The sequence below is a fragment of the Bradyrhizobium sp. genome (assembly GCF_019244115.1).
GTDB lineage: Bacteria > Pseudomonadota > Alphaproteobacteria > Rhizobiales > Xanthobacteraceae > Bradyrhizobium.
Genome location: NZ_JAFATE010000045.1, coordinates 12,715 through 31,411, shown reverse-complemented (window position 1 = coordinate 31,411; position 18,697 = coordinate 12,715). Strand labels below are relative to the sequence as shown.

Annotated in this window: 18 protein-coding genes; 5 read left to right on the top strand and 13 right to left on the bottom strand. The window is 64.5% G+C overall.

Annotated features, from left to right (window positions below; genetic code table 11):
* Positions 1-180 (top strand): hypothetical protein (locus JOZ76_RS02310; protein WP_291697016.1); only part of this gene is annotated, 180 nt, incomplete at its 5' end.
* A 257-nt stretch (positions 181-437) separates the two neighbouring features.
* Here JOZ76_RS02310 and JOZ76_RS02305 read toward each other — a convergent pair.
* Entirely contained in the window at positions 438-1,781 is a 1,344-nt protein-coding gene (locus JOZ76_RS02305; RefSeq protein WP_441299958.1) for a PQQ-dependent sugar dehydrogenase, read from the bottom strand.
* Between the two features lie 200 nt (positions 1,782-1,981).
* Positions 1,982-3,748 carry a chloride channel protein gene (locus JOZ76_RS02300; protein WP_291697014.1) on the bottom strand — a complete coding sequence of 589 codons (1,767 nt, stop codon included), beginning with the start codon at positions 3,746-3,748 and terminating at the stop codon, positions 1,982-1,984.
* A 15-nt stretch (positions 3,749-3,763) separates the two neighbouring features.
* Here JOZ76_RS02300 and JOZ76_RS02295 point away from each other — a divergent pair, with 15 nt between their 5' ends.
* Entirely contained in the window at positions 3,764-4,036 is a 273-nt protein-coding gene (locus JOZ76_RS02295; RefSeq protein ID WP_291697013.1) for a hypothetical protein, read from the top strand.
* On the opposite strand, the gene JOZ76_RS02290 is transcribed toward JOZ76_RS02295, so the two are convergent.
* Positions 4,033-4,725 carry a TetR/AcrR family transcriptional regulator gene (locus JOZ76_RS02290; RefSeq protein ID WP_291697012.1) on the bottom strand — a complete coding sequence of 231 codons (693 nt, stop codon included), beginning with the start codon at positions 4,723-4,725 and terminating at the stop codon, positions 4,033-4,035. The two genes, JOZ76_RS02295 and JOZ76_RS02290, sit on opposite strands and share 4 nt — an antisense overlap.
* A 160-nt stretch (positions 4,726-4,885) precedes the next feature.
* Positions 4,886-5,587: a TetR/AcrR family transcriptional regulator gene (locus JOZ76_RS02285; RefSeq protein ID WP_291697011.1), complete on the bottom strand. Its 702-nt coding sequence runs from the start codon at positions 5,585-5,587 to the stop codon at positions 4,886-4,888.
* 156 nt (positions 5,588-5,743) lie between these two features.
* Between JOZ76_RS02285 and JOZ76_RS02280 the strand changes: the two genes are divergently transcribed.
* Entirely contained in the window at positions 5,744-6,961 is a 1,218-nt protein-coding gene (locus JOZ76_RS02280) for an HlyD family secretion protein (protein WP_291697010.1), read from the top strand.
* A 4-nt stretch (positions 6,962-6,965) separates the two neighbouring features.
* Positions 6,966-8,594 carry an MDR family MFS transporter gene (locus JOZ76_RS02275; protein WP_291697009.1) on the top strand — a complete coding sequence of 543 codons (1,629 nt, stop codon included), beginning with the start codon at positions 6,966-6,968 and terminating at the stop codon, positions 8,592-8,594.
* A 170-nt stretch (positions 8,595-8,764) separates the two neighbouring features.
* Here the strand turns inward: JOZ76_RS02275 and JOZ76_RS02270 are convergent, their stop codons facing one another.
* Both JOZ76_RS02270 and pobA read right to left on the bottom strand, forming a co-directional pair.
* The gene (locus JOZ76_RS02270) at positions 8,765-10,384 is read right to left on the bottom strand and encodes a tannase/feruloyl esterase family alpha/beta hydrolase (RefSeq protein WP_441299960.1); all 1,620 of its coding nucleotides are present in this window, start codon (positions 10,382-10,384) and stop codon (positions 8,765-8,767) included.
* 223 nt (positions 10,385-10,607) lie between these two features.
* Positions 10,608-11,780 (bottom strand): 4-hydroxybenzoate 3-monooxygenase, encoded by a 1,173-nt coding sequence (pobA, locus tag JOZ76_RS02265; RefSeq protein ID WP_291697007.1) that lies wholly within the window; start codon positions 11,778-11,780, stop codon positions 10,608-10,610.
* 69 nt (positions 11,781-11,849) lie between these two features.
* Here pobA and JOZ76_RS02260 point away from each other — a divergent pair, with 69 nt between their 5' ends.
* Positions 11,850-12,755: a helix-turn-helix domain-containing protein gene (locus JOZ76_RS02260; RefSeq protein WP_291697006.1), complete on the top strand. Its 906-nt coding sequence runs from the start codon at positions 11,850-11,852 to the stop codon at positions 12,753-12,755.
* 173 nt (positions 12,756-12,928) lie between these two features.
* Here JOZ76_RS02260 and JOZ76_RS02255 read toward each other — a convergent pair whose 3' ends face one another.
* The 7 genes from JOZ76_RS02255 to ligK form a co-directional block, all read right to left on the bottom strand.
* Positions 12,929-13,615 (bottom strand): substrate-binding domain-containing protein, encoded by a 687-nt coding sequence (locus JOZ76_RS02255; protein ID WP_291697005.1) that lies wholly within the window; start codon positions 13,613-13,615, stop codon positions 12,929-12,931.
* A gap of 300 nt (positions 13,616-13,915) precedes the next feature.
* Complete coding sequence (locus tag JOZ76_RS02250) at positions 13,916-14,875, bottom strand: Gfo/Idh/MocA family oxidoreductase (RefSeq protein WP_291697004.1); 960 nt, start codon at positions 14,873-14,875, stop codon at positions 13,916-13,918.
* 1 nt (position 14,876) lies between these two features.
* Positions 14,877-15,731, bottom strand: a complete 855-nt coding sequence (locus tag JOZ76_RS02245) for a class III extradiol dioxygenase subunit beta (protein WP_291697003.1) — start codon at positions 15,729-15,731, stop codon at positions 14,877-14,879.
* The gene (ligA, locus tag JOZ76_RS02240) at positions 15,732-16,121 is read right to left on the bottom strand and encodes a protocatechuate 4,5-dioxygenase subunit alpha (RefSeq protein ID WP_291697002.1); all 390 of its coding nucleotides are present in this window, start codon (positions 16,119-16,121) and stop codon (positions 15,732-15,734) included.
* A gap of 15 nt (positions 16,122-16,136) precedes the next feature.
* Positions 16,137-17,063: an amidohydrolase family protein gene (locus tag JOZ76_RS02235; protein ID WP_291697001.1), complete on the bottom strand. Its 927-nt coding sequence runs from the start codon at positions 17,061-17,063 to the stop codon at positions 16,137-16,139.
* 7 nt (positions 17,064-17,070) lie between these two features.
* The gene (locus tag JOZ76_RS02230; RefSeq protein WP_291697000.1) at positions 17,071-18,000 is read right to left on the bottom strand and encodes an NAD(P)-dependent oxidoreductase; all 930 of its coding nucleotides are present in this window, start codon (positions 17,998-18,000) and stop codon (positions 17,071-17,073) included.
* Entirely contained in the window at positions 18,000-18,695 is a 696-nt protein-coding gene (ligK, locus tag JOZ76_RS02225; RefSeq protein ID WP_291696999.1) for a 4-carboxy-4-hydroxy-2-oxoadipate aldolase/oxaloacetate decarboxylase, read from the bottom strand. Before ligK ends, JOZ76_RS02230 begins: the two co-directional genes overlap by 1 nt.
* Between the last annotated feature and the right edge of the window lie 2 nt (positions 18,696-18,697).

The window sequence follows — 18,697 nt, the reverse complement described above, 5'->3', positions numbered from 1 at the left end:
TTTGGGGTCGGCGTCAAGTCTATTTCCGAAAATCAGCACTTGCATCCTGCGACAGATTGGCACGACAGGCATTTTGAGCATGGGGCTCATGCACAAATTGCCCGTCGTGCAATCAGAATTTGGAGTCGTCATCACCCGCGAAAGCGGGTGATCCAGTATTCCAGAGACAGCAGTGCCTGACCTGATGGGCCACAGCGTACTGGATGCCCCGCTTTCGCGGGGCATGACCATCGTGTTTGTCGCGCCGCCTCAGCAATATGCACAAATCCCCCGTCATCCAGTTCAATTGACACTGTCATCACCGGCGAAAGCGGGTGATCCAGTATTCCAGAGACAGCAGTGCTTGACCTGATGGACCGCGGCGTACTGGATGCCCCGCTTTCGCGGGGCATGACTGCCGTGTTTGTGGCACCACCTCAGCAGATTGACACACGCAATCACTCATGGGTCACGCGCCAGATCGTGCCGTTGGCATCGTCCGATATCAGCAGCGCGCCGTCATGGGCGACGGCAACGCCGACCGGGCGGCCCCAGACCGCGCGGTCGTCGAGAACGAAGCCGGTGACGAAATCCTCGTATTCGCCGGTCGGCACGCCGTCCTTCATGCGGATGCGCACGACTTTGTAGCCGGTGCGTTTTGCTCTGTTCCACGAGCCGTGCGCGGCGACGAAACCATCGCCGCGATACTCCGCGGGAAAATTGCTGCCCTGGTAGAACGTGAGCCCGAGCGGCGCCGAATGCGACTGCAGCAGCACGTCGGGCACGGTGATCTTGTCCTTGAGGTCCGGCCGCTGGCCTATTTGGCGCGGGTCCTCGTGGGCGCCGAGATAATACCAGGGCCAGCCATAAAAGGCGCCTTCGTGCACGCGGGTGACGTAGTCCGGCACGAGATCGTCGCCGAGCCCGTCGCGCTCATTGGTCGCGCACCAGGGCTCGCCGCTTTCTGGCTGCACGACGAGCGCGACGCAGTTGCGGATGCCGGTCGCGAACACGCTTTTGTGCTTGCCGTCGGGATCGAAGGACAGCACGCCGGCGCGATCGGTCTCATAGCCCCAGGTCGCGCCGAGCGCATGCTGGCTCGCCCAGGCCTCGAGGCCGCCCGGCGGCCGGCCTATCCCCTCGCCGACATTGCTGCCGGAGCCGACCGAGACCAGCATCCTGTTGCCGTCTTTGGTGAAGGCGATGTCGCGGGTCGCGTGACCGCCCTCGGGCAGGTTTTGCACGATGGTTTCCGCAGGCCCCGACGCCTTCACGTCTCCGGAATGATAGGGAAAGCGCACCACGCCGTCGGTGTTGGCGACATAAAGCCATTTCGGATCGTCGCCCGCGGGATAGAACGCGATGCCGAAGGGATAGTTGAGATCACTGACATAGGTGGTTTGCTCTGTCGGCTTTGCTGCGCCATCGGCTGCGCGATAGACGCGGATCCGACCAACTTCGGATTCGACGATAAAGATGTCGCCGTTCGGCGCGATGCGGATGGTGCGTGGACCGCTCAGGCCTTGCGCGAACAATTCGATCTTGAAGCCGGGCGGGACCTGCGGAACAGCCTCCGTCGGGCGCCGCACGATGCGCGAGCCGTTCGAGGCCGAGCGCGTGGCGCCGGGCGGCGGCAGATCCTCGGGCCGGATCAGGCGCACCGTGCCAGGCTTGTCGTCCCGCCAGCTGCCGAACGCGTCCTTGCCTTTCAACACCGGCGGATCGGCAGTCTGTGCGCTCGCGGCTGCCAAAAACAGTCCGGCCATCGCAGCCGCAGTCGTCAGGCAATATCGCATTGTCATCCTCGCTTGCTGTCGCGCCCCCTCCCCCTTGCGGGGAGGGGTCGGGGGTGGAGGTCCGCGAGCACGGTGTCTCTGGGTTACCCCCTCCCCAGCCCTGCCCCGCAAGGGGGAGGGAGCCCACCTCCCGTGTGGCTACAGCTCGACTTCATCGAGCTGCGCGCCCGCTTCGCACCCATTTGGGGCAATTTGTATGGCAGCTATTATGACAACGCGCCGAGGACGCCGCGGGTTGCCTGGTCGATTTCCTCGACATAGCGGCGGCGGGCGAAGGACTCGGTCAAGAAGCCGACCACCTTGCGGCTCTCGGCGGATTCCAGAACCGCGAGCACCTCGGCTTCCGCATCGTCGAACATCCGCATGGCGGTCTTCACGTTCATTTCCGGGAGTAGCGCCACGTCGGTGTAGTGGGCAAGCTCGATCACCTGGATTTCATCCGCAATCTGATCGAGCTCGCCCAGATACAGTTCGGGCAGCAGCACCAGACCGAGATAGTCGTCGGAATTGTTGACCACCGCGATGGCCGGCCGCGACCCCAGCACGAACTCGCGGCGCGCACCGGCGATCGTCGTCGTCGAGGGAACCTTGCCGACGTCGCTGCGCATCATCCGTTCGACGGTCAGATTGCGCAGCCAGCCGACATCATTGGCGCCGCGGATGGTCTCGCCGCGCAGATGCAGCCGCCAGGTCGAGAACGAGTGGCCGAACATGAAGCGGACGCAGATCGAGGTGACGATGCAGGCGGCGAGAACGACGGCCGAGACGTCGACGCTGCGGGTCATTTCCAGGACCAGGAACGACATGGTGAGCGGGCCGCCGACGATGGCGACCCCGAGCGTCGCCATGCCGGTGAGCATGCTGACCAGCGGATCGACCGCGATCGACGGCGCTACCAGGAGCAGCACCGCCGCAAACAGCTTTCCGAGCATGCTGCCGATGAACAGCGAGGCGAAGAACAAGCCGCCGCGGAACCCGGAAGCCAGCGACACCAGGCAGGCGAACAGTTTCAGGATGATGATCATCGCGATCATGCCGATGGCCATCTCGCGGTGCAGGTTGAGCAGCATGGCGCCGTGACCAGCCGCGAGCACCTGGGGTGTGACGATCGCCATCGCGCCGACCACGAGGCCGCCCATCGCGGGCCTGATCCAGACCGGCATCCAGGTGAACAGGCGCTCGACCCAGGACGACGAGCGCATCACCACGATGCCGATCGCGCTCACGATCAGCGCCAGCGCAATCAGCGCCAGATACTGCTCGATCCCGACGGTTCCGACATGCGGCGTTTCCAGCGAATAGGGCGCGCCGCCGAGCCATTGCGCAGTCAGCGCGCCCGCCAGCGACGCGGCCAGGATCGGCGCCGCGCTGCCGACCGCATAGACGCCGACGATCAGCTCGCAGGCGAAGAACGCGCCGGTGATCGGCGCGCCGAAGGCGGCCGCGATCGCGGCCGCGGCGCCGCAGCCGACGATCAGGCGGAGATCGTTGCGGCGCAGATGCAGGAACTGCCCGATCAGCGACGCAGCACCCGAGCCGATCTGGGTATAACCGGCCTCCAGGCCGACCGAGGCACCGCAGCCGTTCGAGACCAGGGTCTGAGCTGAGACCACCACGCTGTCGCGGAGCGACAGCCGCCCGCCGCGCAGCGCATTGGCCTCGACCGGGTCGACGGCGCTCGGGAGCTTCCAGCGCCGGCGCAGCCACTCCATCACCCCGAGCGCGAGGCCGCCGGTCGCGGGCGCAACCAGGGCGATCACCGGATTGACATAGGCGTTGGCGCTGAGCCGCACGTCGATCGGAATGCCGAAGATCAGCACATGCATGATCTGGGCGATCTGGCTCATCAATGTCACGATCGCGCCGGCAATGATGCCGAGCACGAGCGAGAGCGGGATCAGATAGAACTCGTTGCTGCGCAGGAGAGCGCGCAGCCGCGTCAGAACCGCGTTCGAGCGGCTGCGGTCGACCATCCGCCTGAACCGGAGATGAACGCGCCGGTCCTGGTTGGTACGCCGCTCCTGCTGGTTCGTATCCTGCATCCGAATCCATACCCGGCCATGTCCGAGCGGACAAGTTGGTTTTCCTCAGATGTAAGTAAAGGAGGTTTACTGATCTGCAACAGCCGTGATGCGGGCGTCAGCACCATACATCTGCTCGTCACGGCCGGGCATGTCCCGGCCATCCACGTCTTCCTTCCGGCAACAAAGACGTTCATGCGCCGGCACAAGGCCGGGCATGACGACGGTGATGGGCGCTAGCAGCCCTCGCCCCAGCCGCGGCGGCGGGCAAGATCATCCGAGAGCAGCGGCTCGATCGCGTGCTTGAGAACGCGCTTGGATTTTGCCACGCTCAGCCCCTGCACGTCGCGCAGCCGGCTCCAGGTCTCAAAACTCAGGAGCATGTCGAGCGTCTCGACCAGGACGACCTCGTCTGCGGCGCTCTTCGGCAAGAGCCCGACAAGAATGCTTCTGAGCATGGCCACGAACTGCGCATGCGCGGTCTTCAGGTAGCTCGAGCGGTGGCGGTGAATCTGGCCGGCCCGCAGGAACGGCTTCAGCTTCTCGAAACCGAGCGCACGCCGGTCGACCAGTTCCAGAATCCGCCCACGCCAGTCCGCGGCCTGAAACGGCTGCTCGACGATCGATCCCAGCGAGATCGCGATGCTGGCGTGCATTTCGCGGTACAGCGTGTCCATGTCCTTGAAGTGGCGGAATACCGAACGCCGGCCCACCTTCGCGAACTCGGCGATCTGGTCGGCGCTCGGCTCCAGATTGCCCTGCGCGATCAGTTCGAGCAGCGCGTTGACGATCAAGGCCTGGCTCTTCTGCGAACGATGTTTCCGGCCGTCGCTGCCCTGCGCGGCCCAGGTCGCTCGCAACCGGTATTGGGCCGCCTTGCCGGGATCGTTCATGCCATAGTCATGGCATAGCGGTGCATCGCGCGCCACTTCATAATCCCTTCGGCGGCAGTACCGGCGCATGAACGGCTTGCTCACATTTGAGCGAGGCCGACTTGACCGGCTTGGCTAAAATGACACAGATAGTGCTAATTCATGCAATGAAGGTCGTCTTTGATGCGTGCGCCGCCGCGGCGGCGCAAGCTCAATCTCATCTCATCGCGGTCTGGTCGGCGTCCTTGCTGTGACCGCAGCCCCGCAGGAACAGCGCTGCGCAGCTCTTCGCGCGCTGCGCAATGTCCTGGCGACTCGGCGGCGCGATGTGGCCGAACATGACGGCGCGCAGCGGCTGCAGCGCGAGCATGCCGAGCAGCATGCCGGCTGAAACATCGGCATCGCCGATGCGGATCAGCCCCCGCTTCTCCTGCGTACGCAGCCAGCCGGCGAGCGCATTCTGGGTCGGTGTGATGGCCTTGTGATAGAATGTCTCGGCGACTTCGGGAAACTTGTCGGTGTCGGCCAGGATCACGCGCTGCAGCGCGATCACATCGCCGTCGAGCATCAGCTCGCCGCAGGCGGTGAGCGCATCGGCAAGCGCCGCCTCGATGTCGCTGCCGCCTTCGCAGGCGCGCAGCGTAACGCGTGAGACGAACCCCGCGATGCGATCCGTCACCATCGCTTCGAACAGCGCCGCCTTGTTGGGGATGAGGCGATAGAGCGTTTTCGTCGAAATGCCGGCACGCTTTGCCACCGTCTCCATCGACGTCGCAGCATAGCCGGTCGCCGCGAATTCAGCCCGCGCCGCGCCAAAGATGATCGCGCGCGTCTCCTCGTCGGAGCGCGCCTGCGGTCGGCCGCGGCCGCGCGGCGCCTCCGCCAGAATCTCTTCTGCGCCTTTCCTCTGTTCAGCCATCGCTCGAGCCATGCTTTTAAATGATGCCTGTCATTCCATTGACAGTCCAAATATGCGCGCTATTTTGGAAAACGTCAAGTTTCCTAATTCACCCCACGCCTCATGGAATAGGATTTCCATTTGGTAGCAAGGGGATAGGCCAACAGGAGGGCCACCATGAGCCGCCACGACACAGCGTTCCAGCCCGCAGACAAAGTGCCGGCCGAGGCCGTGCAGCAGCTGCTTCCCGATCACACCGAGGTGACCACCGTTCCGGCCCCGCAGGGCCGCAGCGTCAAGGAAAGCTTTCGCAAGCTGCTGCTCGCCAGTGCGGCGGTTGCCGTGCTCGCCGGAGCGAGCTGGTACGGTTACGACTACTGGACCGTCGGGCGCTATCTCGTCTCCACCGACGATGCCTATGTGAAGGCCGACAACACGACGATCGCACCGAGAGTTTCGGGCTATCTGACCGACGTCAAGGTCGGCGACAATGAGCGCGTCGCAGCGGGCCAGGTGCTGGCGCGGATCGACGACCGGGATTTCAAGGTCGCGCTCGACCAGGCCAAGGCGGATGTCGCGGCGGCACGGGCCGCGCTGGCAAGCAAGCAGGCGCAGCTCGACGTGCAGCAGGCGGTGATCGCGGCGGCGAAGGCAACGATCGAAGTCGATACGGCGACCCAGACTTTTGCGCAGCAGGAGAACAAGCGTTACACCGATCTCGCCGCCACCGGCTTTGGCAGCGTGCAGAACGCGCAGGCCGCGCAGTCGAAGAATGCCAGCGCCGAGGCCGCTATCCAGCGCGACACTGCCAATCTCGCCTCGGCGCTGAAGCAAGTCGAGCTGCTCAAGGCCGAGATCGCGCAGGCGACCGCTGCGGTTGCCCGCGCCGCCGCGATCGAACAGCAGGCCGAGCTCAATCTCGGCTACACGACGATCACGGCGCCGATCGACGGCGTGGTAGGCAACCGCACGCTGCGCACCGGGCAGTTCGTGCAGGCGGGGACCCAGTTGATGTCGCTGGTGCCGGCGAGCGGCGCCTATGTCATCGCCAATTTCAAGGAGACGCAGCTCACCCATGTCGGCAACGGCCAAGCGGTCGATATCGAGGTCGACATGTTCCCCGGCAAGATCGTGCATGGCCATGTCGACAGCCTGGCGCCGGCGTCGGGCCAGGAATTCGCGCTGCTGCCGCCGGACAACGCGACGGGCAATTTCACCAAGGTGGTGCAGCGCATCCCGGTGAAGATCGCGCTGGACGATACCGCGATCGAACTGCGTCCCGGCATGTCGGTGATCCCGACAATTGCGACACGGGCGCGGCCCGACGTCGTCGCCCGTCCCGCCGCGGCGCCCGAGACCGCGGCGAAGTCCGTCTATTCCGTTGCGCAGAGGTGATGTCATGTCCAGCCTCGCTTTTTCAAGTCAGGCGCTCGCGCCACGCATCGCTGCCAAGCCGGCGGCCGCGGCGCCGGCCAGCTCCGGTCGCGCCAGCCTCACCACCTGGATCGCCGTGTTCGCCGCCATGATTGGCGCGTTCATGGCCATCCTGAACATCCAGATCACCAATGCCTCGCTGCTCAACATCGAAGGCGGCATCGGCACCGGTGTCGATAACGGCTCGTGGATCTCGACGTCCTATCTGATCGGCGAGATCGTGGTGATCCCGCTCACCGACTATCTCAGCCGCGTGTTCTCGTTCCGCAGGATCATGATCGGCCATGCGGCGCTGTTCGCCCTATTTTCGGTCGCCTGTGCCTTCACCACCGACCTGCCGTCGATGATCGCGATGCGCGGCCTGCAGGGCTACTTTGGCGGCGTGCTGATCCCGATGGCCTTCACGCTGGTGTTCACAAAGCTGCCGAAGGCGCAGCAGCCGATCGGGCTTGCGATGTTCTCGATCGCGGTCACCTTTGCGCCGGCGATCGGGCCGACCATCGGCGGCTATCTCACGGAAAATTACGGCTGGCAGACCATCTTCTTCGTCAACGTGGTGCCGACCGCTGTGATGGTGACGATGCTGTATTTCACGCTGGAGCGGCAGCCGATGCAGCTTGGTTTGCTCAAGGAAGGTGACTGGTTCGGCATCGCGACCATGGCGATCGGCCTCTCATCGCTGCAAGCAGTGCTCGAAGAAGGCAACAAGGACGACTGGTTCGGTTCGCCCTTCATCGTCAAGCTCGCAATCGTCGCCATAGTCAGCCTGACGCTGTTCGTCGCCAACGAGTTGGTGGTCGAGAAGCCGCTGCTCCGGCTGCGTCTGCTCACCCAGCGCAGCTTTGGTATGGGCACGCTGTCCGCCGTGTTCTTAGGGTTTGCGCTGTTCGGCTCGATCTATCTGCTGCCGGCCTATCTCGGCCAGGTACAGCGCTACAATGCCGAGCAGATCGGCGCGGTGCTGGCCTGGACCGGGCTGCCGCAGCTGCTGCTCATTCCGCTGGTGCCAAAACTGATGCAGCGCTTCGATGCCCGCTATATCGCCGCCACGGGGATCGGCCTGTTCGCCGTCAGCGCCTTCATGAACACGACGATGTCGCTCGACTATTCAGGCGACCAGTTCTTCATCCCCAACATCGTGCGCGCGATCGGCCAAGCCCTGACACTGGCACCGCTCAGCGCGGTGTCGCTCGGCAGCGTCGCGCCGCTGGATGCGCCGGCGGCGTCCGGCATCTCCAACATGATGCGCAATCTCGGCGGCGCGATCGGCACCGCCGTGCTCGCCACCATCGTCACCAAGCGCGAGCAGTTCCATTCCAACATCATCGGCCAGTCGGTCGACCTCGGCCGCGAGGAGGTGCGCAGCCGCATCGCGGAGGTGACCAACTATTTCCTCAGCCACGGCGTCAGCGATCCCGCCGCCGCGCATCACCAGGCCATCATCGCGCTCGGCAATATCGTGAAGCGCCAGGCGCTGGTGCTCGGCTACAGCGATACGTTTGCAGTACTCGGCGTGGTGCTGATCCTCTCCGGCATCGCCATCCTGCTGACGAAAAAGCCCGCAAGCGCAGCGGGTGGCAGCGGCGCGCACTGAGGGGTGGTGAATCAGGTTGTAGCGTCGCCGCGAAGAAAGGTGCGCTCCGGGGGTCGGGGTGGGGGCATGAGGCTCGACGAGATGCTGATAAATTTGAGCAAGGCCCGCCCCCACCCGCCGCGCTCGAAGAGCGCGGCGACCTCCCCCGCAAGCGGGGAGGCGAAACAGCGTCAAGGCGCACAGGCAAAGCTCGCGGCGGCATTGACGTCGCCGCTCTTGTAGTGCGGCCAGGCCGGCCACTGGCACAGCGGCAGCGCGCGGACGACCGGGAACGCCGGCGCCTCGACCTTCTGCTCCACCACTTCGAGATCGCCGGGTGCCTTGCCGTTCTCGACCCAATCAACCAGCACGCCGAGCATGTCGACATTGGCGGGCGCCCCGGAACCGACATGATCAACGCCAGGCGCGGTATAGAGCCGTGCGAATTCCGCGGTCTCGGCCTTGCCGAGCGTCGCCTGCACCTTCTCGAAATAGCGGATGCCGGCATAGGGGGACTGCGCATAATCGGCCATGTATTCGAGCATGATCAGCCTGCCGCCATGGGCGCGGAATTTGCCGAGGTCCGGATTGGTCGAATCCATCAGGTTGGAGACTTGCAGCAGGCGCTCCTTGTGGTCCTCGGGCTTATATGCCCTGACGTCGAGCTTCGGATCACGGGACATGACATATTGGATGGCCCCGGAGCCAAAGACCCATTGGATCGCGTTCGCCGGCACCGGCGGCAGCGCCGGCGCGGCGGTGCCGAGCCACCACGCACTCCAGCCGCCGGTCGGGCCGAAGGCCGGGGTGTCTTCGCCGGACACGCCCCAGCCCGGATAATCGTCAAGACCGTTGGCGAGCGCGAACGGAAACTTGAAAGGCGAATGGAGCGTGTTGATGGCGGCGATCTGCTGGTCGCTCAGGCACTGGTCGCCGCTCTGCCCCTCGGTGCAGCGCAGCGTCTCCGGCCTGAAGCTCGCCTTGCACGAAACGGGATCCTCGATCAGCTGGTCATCGGAGCCGTCGGCCTTGTCGCAGGTTTTGCGCACGGCGTCGGCGACGAGTTTGACCTGCGCCGGACGGATCCAGGCCTCGCCCATGGTCACGAGCCCCGAACGGTTTGACGCATGCAGCAGTCCAACCCAGTTGATGACCGGCACGCGTGCCAAAATGCCGTCAAAATCCTCGGGGTAACGCTGTGCCATGGTCATCGCCTCGCGGCCGCCTTCGGACGAGCCCATGAAGTACATCCTGTCGGGCCGCTTGCCATAGGCGCGCACCATCAGATCGACAGCGGCATCGCGCACCTTCTTGTAGGCCTTGTGGGCGAAATTTTCGAAGGCCTCGTCGTTGAGCGCAAACACCTGCGGCGGTTCACCGGGCTTGCTTTCGTGGCCTGAGTCCGTGCCGTAGGTGACAAAGCCCTGCGCAAGCGGCGAGGCCTTGTCGAAGGGCTGCGCCGGCGGCAGCGCAAGCCCCGTAATCAGCACGCCGTTGAAACCGCCGCCGCCATATTGCAGCGAGCGGCCGTTCCACTCCGTCGGCAGGTTGACCTCGAACCTGATTGGCGGCGCAGACGCATCACTCGGATCAATATGCCCGAGCACCTTACAGAACGCGGGATTGGCCGGGGTGATCCGCCCTGATGGCGTCGGCCCCTTCTCGGCGACCGCAAGCGGCGTCGGTGATTGCAGCGCGGCGCTGTCAATCTTGAACGCGCCCTGCCCGGGCCCGGCGAGGCCGCTGCAGGTCGCCGCGGGATCGCCGGCGAGGGCTGCAGCTTGCGCCGGAGCCGCCGCGACCAGAGCCATCAAGGCGCTCGTCAACGCACATGCCTGTGCGACTTGAAACCGTTTCATGCCAATCCTCCCTTGTCTTGGCCGAGCTTCTTTGCCGCTCTGGCCATATTCTTCATTCAATGCCGGGCCAGCGGCAAGCGCAGCGAGGGCGGTGATCGCGGATTTGATCGATGCCCACCACCGATGCGGCTGCTATTCAACCCGCTCCTATCGACACCTGGACTCTCACAGCATCTCAAAACGGCAGGCCGACGTAATTTTCGGCGAGCGAGCGCAATGCGGCTTCCGACGAGAACAGATAGGCCATGTCGGTCTGCTGCAGCCGGTCGTCATAGGAAAGACGATCGGGGAAGCGATGCAGCAGCATGGTCATCCACCAGGAAAAGCGCTGCGCCTTCCAGACCCGCGCCAGCGCCCGGGCGGAATAGTCGTCGAGGCCGCGATCGTCGCCCTTCTTATAGTGGTCGAGCAGCGCGTGATAGAGATAGTACACGTCGGAGGCCGCCGTGTTCAGCCCCCGCGCGCCGGTCGGCGGCACGATGTGGGCGGCGTCGCCGGCCAGGAACAGCCGCCCGTAGCGCATCGGCTCGGCCACGAAACTGCGCAGCGGCGCGATGCTCTTCTCGATCGACGGGCCGGTGATCAGCCGCCCGGCAACCTCGGTCGGCAGCCGCCGCTTCAGTTCGACCCAGAATGCTTCATCCGGCCAGTCGGCGGGCTTGTCGGTGAGCGGCACCTGGATGTAATAGCGGCTCAGCACCTGCGAGCGCATCGAGCACAGCGCGAAACCGCGCTCATGCTTCACATAGATCAGCTCAGACGACACCGGCCTGGTGCGCGACAGCACCCCGAGCCAGCCGAACGGATAGACGCGCTCATATTCGGTGAGCTTGTGCTTCGGTATAGACTTGCGGCTGACGCCGTGAAAACCGTCGGCGCCGACGACATAGTCGCAGTCGACGCGAACGGTCGCCCCCGCGGTCCGATAGGTGACGAAGGGTTTTTCCGAATCGATGTCGTGCGGCGTGACGTCCTCGGCCTCGTGCACGACCTTACCGCCGAGCCGGTCCCGCGCCTCGTAGAGGTCGCGCGTGATCTCGGTCTGGCCATAGACGAGAACGGAGTTGCCGCCCGAATATTTGTGCAGATCGACATGATCCAGCACGCCGTCATGGGCGATATGAAAACCATTGTGGATTTCGCCCTCGCGGTCCATGCGCTCGCCGCACTGCGCCTCGCGCATCAGCCTGGCAAAACCGTGCTCCAGCACGCCGGCGCGAATCCGCGCCAGCACATGCTCGCGGCTGGATTTTTCCAGGATGACGGTATCGATGCCCTGCAGGTGCAGAAGCTGGGACAACAGAAGTCCGGACGGTCCGCCACCGATGATGCAAACCTGGACCTTCACCGGGTGTCCTCCGCGCTCGTCATGTCTCGTTCTGCTTGGAGATTTTTAGTCGAATCCGTCGCACCGCGAATGGATGAAATCTCCAAACTCTTGTACAATTCGAACATGCGCGCGGTAGCCACACCCCGGTCGATCCAGACCTATAATCTATACGGCGAAGCCGGAGATCTGCCCGATGTCGTGCATTGCGAAACCATCGCGGCGCGCTCGGTGCTGCACGACTGGACGTTTCCGCCGCATCGCCATGCCCGGCTGCACCAGATCCTGCTGATCGAGCGCGGCGGCGGCGAAGCGACGCTGGAGGGACGGCGTTTTGCCTTGAAGCCGATGCGCGTCATCAACGTACCGGTCGGGCATGTCCATGGCTTCGCCTTCAGCCCGGGCACCCAGGGTTTTGTGCTGACGATCTCGGCTGAAATGCTCGACGAGGTGCTGGAGGCACCGGAGGGCCTTGAGCGCATCCTTGCGCAATCGACCGTGCTCAAGGGCACGGCGCGGATGCGTGCGACCATGACGCAGATCTTTGACGAATATGCCGCACGGCACTTTGCCAGGGCCCACATGCTGCGCGCGCTCGCAGCCAACCTGATCGGGCTCGTTGCGCGCGAACTCGCCGGGCACGAGGGCGCGCGCGATGGCAGTGCGACATCCGACCTGGTGCGGCGCTTCGAGGCGCTGATCGAGCAGCATTTTCGCGAGCACTGGGGAGTGACGGAGTATGCCGCCGCGCTCTCCATCACGCCGACCCATCTGAGCCGCCTCACCCGCGCCGCGACCGGACACGCCGCCTCAAACCTGATCCTGGAGCGCGTGGTGCGGGAGGCCCGGCGCAACCTCGTCTATACCAACATGCCGATCTCGACCATTGCCTATACGCTCGGCTTCAACGATCCGGCCTATTTCAGTCGCCTGTTCGTCGGCGCCACGGGCCTCTCCCCGCGCGCCTTCCGCGACAAGGCCCAGGCCGGCGGATGACGACGTCGGATTGGAGATCGCGCCATGACGGCGGTGAGCTCCCTCTCCCCGCTTGCGGGGAGAGGGTTGGGGTGAGGGGGAGTCTCAACGGACCGAGATCGTGGAGAGTCCCCCTCACCCGCCGCGCAAGCGCGGCGACCTCTCCCCGCAGCGGGGAGAGGTGAACCGTCGGCTCACGCCGGCGTCATGCCGTGGCGGCGCTTGGCGTCGGCCGAGCGATCGGAGGCGAGGTATTCCATGAAGGCGCGCGCGCCCGCTGCGTTGGCTGCAGCCTTGCAAATCCCCGCGGCAAAAACCGTCATCGGCTGGATCGCCTGTGGAAGGACCCCGACGATCTCAATGCCCGGCGCAGCCAGAAGCTCGCTCAGCTGCTGAAATCCGAGGTCAGCCTCGCCGCCTGCCAGCAGCGCCGCAACGGGAACGCCGGGTTGAGCCTGAACGATCTGCTTGGAAAGCTCCTGTTCCAGGCCCCAGTCGCGCACGAGCTTGAGCACATGGTTGCCGCTCGGGCCGGTCGAGATGCCGATCGCGCGTGCCGCCTGCATCGCAGCCCGCACGGCGGCTTCGTCTGAGATCGCGGGACGCCTTGCGCCGGCCCGCACCGCCATTGCCATCGGCGATTGCGCAAAGCCCAAAATGCTGCCCGCAACGATATGGTCGTCGCGTTCGAGCTGCGCGAGCGCGTCCAATGCAAGGACCGCGAAATCGAACGCTTCTCCGGCGCGGATGCGCCTGGCGGCATCGACGCCGCCGACGGATTCGATCGCGACCTTCTCGGCGGTCGATATCGCATAGGCTTCGGCGAGCTCGGCCAGGATTTGCCGCGTCGCCATCGACGAAATGCCACGGAGGTTGCTCATCGGTTGTCCCTTCGACACCGTCAATCACTCATGCATGATGCAAAAATGCGTCCGCGAGCACGGCCGCTCCCCTCCCCCTTGCCGGGAGGGGTTGGGGGTGAGGGCCCCCGGACACAGCTCGTCGTCTGGTACCCCTTCCCCGCAAGGGGGAGGGAGCGCACCGCCGATGCGGCTGCAATTCATTCGACCTTACTCTGTCTGTAGGGTGGGCAACGGCGCGTTTGCGCCGTGCCCACCATCTTTCGCCGGCGCCACGCTTGGCGGCGGGCACGCTTCGCTGTGCCCACCCTACAGCTCCGGTCAATCGGCGGCGAGCTGCTGGTCGAGGTCGTGCAGCACCTTGTAGCACGGCAGCACCTGGGCGACGCTGGAGTTCGGCTCGCGGCCTTCGCGGATCGCGGCAAAGAACTCGCCGTCCTGCAGCTCGATGCCGTTCATCGAGACGTCGACCTTGGAGACGTCGATCTTCTCTTCCTTGCCGTTCACCAGGTCGTCGTAACGCGCGATATAGGTGCCGGTGTCGCCGATGTAGCGGAAGAAGGTGCCGAGCGGCCCGTCATTGTTGAACGACAGGCTCAGCGTGCAGATCGCACCGCTTTGCGTCTTCAATTGAATCGACATGTCCATGGCGATGCCGAGCGCGGGATTGACCGGCCCCTGCACCGCATTGGCCTTCACGATCGGCGAGCCCGCCTGGTAGGCGAACAGGTCGACCGTATGCGCCGCATGATGCCACAGCAGATGATCGGTCCAGCTCCTGGGCTGCCCCAGCGCGTTCATATTGGTGCGGCGAAAGAAATAGGTCTGCACGTCCATCTGCTGGATGTTGAACTCGCCGGCCACGATCTTCTTGTGCACCCATTGATGGCTCGGATTGAAGCGGCGGGTGTGGCCGCACATCGCGACCAGCCCGGTCTGCTTCTGCAGATCGACCACGGCCTGCGCATCGGCAAGCGAGTCGGCGAGCGGAATTTCGACCTGCACATGCTTGCCCGCCTTCAGGCAGGCGAGCGCCTGCTCCGCGTGCATTTGCGTCGGCGTGCAGAGAATGACGGCATCGACCTCGCTCAGCGCGAGACTGTCGGCAAGCTCGGTCGACACATGCCGGATGCCGTATTTGTCGGCGATCTCCTTCGTCGGCTCCAGTCTGCGGCCGACCAGCGACACCACTTCGACGCCGTCGATGTTGTTGATGCCGTCGAGATGCTTGATCCCGAACGCGCCCGCTCCCGCCAGCGCGACCTTGATAGTTCCAGCCATATCAATTGTTCTCCAGGATCAGATGGCCGACAGCCGTGTTGCTCGCGGGCACATGGTAGAAGCGGTGCCGCACCGTCGGCTTCTTGCCGCCATCGGTATCGTTCATCGCGCCGCGCGCGATCAGCCACATCACGAGCTCGATGCCCTCGCTGCCGGCCTCGCGCACATAATCGATGTGAGGCAACCGCGACAATGCGTCCGGATCGTTGATCAGGCGATCGAGGAAGGCGTTGTCCCATTCGCGGTTGATCAGGCCAGCGCGCGGCCCCTGCAACTGGTGGCTCATGCCTCCAGTGCCCCAGATCTGCACGTTGAGCGGCTCGTCAAAAGTTTCGATCGCCTTGCGGATCGCCTTGCCGAGCATGAAGCAGCGCCGTCCCGACGGCACCGGATATTGCACGACGTTGACAGCGAACGGGATGATCGGGCACGGCCAGGCATCGACCTGCCCGAACACCAGGCTAAGCGGCACGGTGAGGCCGTGATCGACATCCATCTTGTTGACGATGGTGAGGTCAAAGTCGTCCTGGATCACCGACTGCGCGATGTGCGCGGCGAGCTTTGGATGCCCGATCACCTTCGGGACCGGGCGCGGACCCCAGCCTTCGTCGGCCGGCGCGTATTCGGCCGCGGTGCCGATCGCAAAGGTCGGGATCATTTCCAGGCTGAAGGCGGTGGCGTGATCGTTGAACACCAGAAACACGACGTCCGGCTTCTGCTCCTTCTCCCACTGTTTTGCAAATTCGTAGCCCTTGAACACGGGCTCCCAATAGGCCTCTTGGCTCTTGCCGAGGTCGAGGGCAGCCCCGATCGCCGGCACGTGCGAGGTGTAGACGCTGGCGGTGATGCGGGCCATTTACTTCTTCTCCTCGGTGTATCGATTGCCTTCGACAGGACGGCCGCCCTTCACCATCATCTCGCGATAGGCTTCTTCGGTCATCCCGGTCATGCTGCCGGCCATCTGCTGAAAGCTCTTGCCGTCGGTGGCGCCGATCTTGGCGAGGAAATAGATGTTGCCGCCGAGCTCAATGCAGCGGTTGAGATCGCGGTTCAGCACCGCCTGCTTCTGCTCCTCGCTCATCGGCCATTCATCGAGATAGGCGCGCTCGTTCGCCTTGAAGCGCGCGCGGTTCTCCGCCTTCATCAGCGACATGCAGAACTGGTTCAGATGATAGCCCTCGCGCGATTTGTCGGCGTCGAAAATCGTCGTGCCGGGAACGTCCATATAGGGTTTGTCGAGCGACATCGGTCGTCTCCTCTCTCAGGCTTGCTCGGGCCAATACAGCCGCATCGGGTTGTCGACCAGAAGCTTGTGCTGCAGGCCCTCTGTGATTGCGATATGCGGAATGAAATCGACCAGCAGCCCGTCGTCGGGCATGTGATCCTTGAGGTTGGGATGTGGCCAGTCGGTGCCCCACAGCACGCGGTCCGGAAAGGTCTCGACGATGCGGCGCGCGAACGGGATCACATCGCGATAGGCGTTCTGCTCGCCATTCAGTGCCGGCGGCCCCTTCACCGACAGCCGCTCCGGGCAAGAGACCTTGGCCCAGACATTGCCATGCTCGCGCATGAATCTGACGAACAACTCGAACTCCGGGCCATCGACAGGCTTTGTCACGTCGGGTCTGCCCATATGGTCGACGACCACGGTCGTCGGCAGCGTGGTGAAGAAATCCCAGAGTTCGGGGAGGTCGACCGCCTCAAAGTAGATCACGACATGCCAGCCGAGCTTTGCGATCCGGGTTGCGATCTCGTTCAGTTCGTCCTTCGGGGTGAAATCGACCAGGCGCTTGACGAAATTGAAGCGGACGCCGCGCACACCCGCCTCATGCATCGCCGCAAGCTCGGCATCGGTCACGCTGCGCTTCACCGTGGCGACGCCGCGCGCGCGGCCGCCGGAATGAATCAGCGCGTCGACCATCGCGCGGTTGTCGGCGCCGTGGCAGGTGGCCTGCACCACGACGTTGCGGGCAAAGCCGAGATGATCGCGCAACGCATAGAGCTGATCGCGCGAGGCGTCGCAGGGCGTATATTTGCGCTCCGGCGCGTAGGGATATTCGGCGCCCGGACCGAACACGTGGCAGTGCGCATCGACCGCCCCGGCCGGCACCTTGAAGCGCGGCTTTGAGGGCCTGGCGTACCAGTCGAGCCAGCCCGGTGTTTTCTGAAACTCGTTCTTCAACTGCATTGACTGGTTACTCCGCAGACTTGATCTGCTTCAGGATGCGGTCGGCCTCGGTGCGCCAATCGGCGCTGCGGGCGAACTCCTCGCTGCCTTTCTGTCCGAACAGGCCTTGATCGGCGAGGTCGGCGATCCAGGCCTGGCGCTCGGCGGTGCCCTGTGCAGACCAGGGCGTCAGGCCGGCCTCGCGCACGGTCTCGGCCACCTCGCGCACTTCATCCGCGCGGCGGCGGCCGTGCTCGATGACGCGCTGGAAGAAATAGGCGCCCTGCTTCTCCCAGTCGATGCCGGGAAAGGTCGCTTTCAGCGAGGCGAGCACTTGATCCTCCACGCCATAGGCGCGCGCCGTGGTGAACGCCTCGATCACCATGGCCTCCATGCCCTTGATCATGATGCTGCGGCACATCTTCACCGCCGAAGAAACCCCGAGCTTGTCGCTCGCGACTTTTGCGTTGAAGCCGAGTTCGTTGATCAGCGGAGCGAGTTCTGCGGCCGCGGGCCCGCCGAGCAGCAGCGGCACCTTGATCCGATAGGGCGGCACCGAGGTCATCACGGCCCCCTCGACATAGTGTCCGCCACCCCAGTTGACCAGTTTCGCCGCGCGCTGTTTCGCGGCCGGCGAGGCCGAATTGAAATCGAGGAACCAGGCGCCCTTCTTCATCGCCCCAGCACAGGCCTGTGCCGCCGACACGGTCTCACGCGCGGTGACCGCGGAGACGATCAAGTCGGCGCGGGTAGCCAGATCCGCAGACGACAGGGCGAGCGTGACGCCGATGCCGGCGGCATGCTCCTGCAGCGGCCTCGCCTGGTCCCCGTCGAGCTTGATGTCATAGGCCGAGACCTTGATGCCATCCCTGCACAGGTCTTCGGCCAAAATCTTGCCAACCTCGCCGTAACCGACGATCCCCACATGCCATTGGTTGGACGTGAGCGTCATGACCATCAATCGATATATTTGAGACCGGCCTTCGCAAGCGGCTCGCGCATCTTGTACATGTCGAGCCCGAGCTCGCCCTTGGCGAGCCGCGCGCGCTTGTCGCCCTCATTGGCCTCGCGCGCGGCGGCCGCTTCCGCCGCCTGGTGAGCGACGGCGGCGGGCACCACGACCACGCCATCCGAATCAGCAATGATCACGTCGCCCGGATTGACCAGCGCGCCGGCGCAGACCACGGGAATGTTGACCGAGCCGAGCGTCGCCTTCACGGTGCCGCGGGCGCTGACCGCGCGCGAGAACACCGGAAACTGCATCTCGGTCAGGTCCTTCACGTCGCGCACGCCGCCGTCGATGATCAGCCCCTTGGCGCCGCGGGCGCGATAGCTGGTGGCGAGCAGATCGCCGAAAACACCGTCGGTGTTGTCGACCGTGCAGGCCGCGACCACGACGTCGCCTTCCTTTATCTGCTCGGCTGCGACATGCATCATCCAGTTGTCGCCAGGCTGGAGCAGCACCGTCACCGCGGTGCCGCAAAGCCGCGCATCCGGGAAGATCGGGCGGATATAGGGATGCATCAACCCGACGCGGCCCATCGCCTCGTGGATGGTGGCGACCCCGAAACCCGACAGCCGCTCGACGGCCTGCCGATCGGCGCGGTCGATGTTGCGCTTGACGACGCCGAGATTGTTCATGCTTGCACTCATGA